Here is a 453-nt window from a genome sequence, read left to right as displayed (position 1 = left end):
CGGTAAACGTTCTAATGCTGTCTCTAACATTTCTGAAACAAGTGAATACGTCGGTCTAGAGCCAATTGTATAGGTAATAATCTCACCATTATACAAGTCTAATACAGGTGATATATACAGTTTCTCTCCAAACAATTTAAACTCTGTGATGTCTGTTACCCATTTTTGATTCGGTGCATCTGCATGAAAATTGCGCGCTAAAATATTGGGTGCAGTTTTACCAACTTTCCCCTTATAAGACTTATATTTTTTCATACGCACAACACACTTTAATCCAAGCTCTTTCATAATGCGTTGAACCTTCTTGTGATTCACTTTTTGACCACGATTCGTTAACTCATCACGAATGCGACGGTAGCCATAACGGCCTTCATTTTCCTCATAAATCGCTTTAATTTCAGCTTTCAAATCGGCATCTAAATCCGGACGATTCATTTTCTTTACTAAATCATA

The 453-nt window shown here is 36.6% G+C and carries 1 protein-coding gene; it reads right to left on the bottom strand.

Going from position 1 to position 453, the window contains the following annotated elements; genetic code table 11:
* Nucleotides 1-453, bottom strand: a 453-nt coding sequence (locus tag JDS92_RS30135) for an IS3 family transposase (protein ID WP_199633044.1), incomplete at both ends; no start/stop codon positions are given.

It is taken from the genome of Bacillus cereus group sp. N12, assembly GCF_016483575.1.
In the GTDB taxonomy this organism is placed as follows: Bacteria; Bacillota; Bacilli; order Bacillales; family Bacillaceae_G; genus Bacillus_A; species Bacillus_A toyonensis.
Note: the sequence above shows the minus strand (reverse complement) of the source record. Positions and strands in the feature narration are given on the sequence as shown.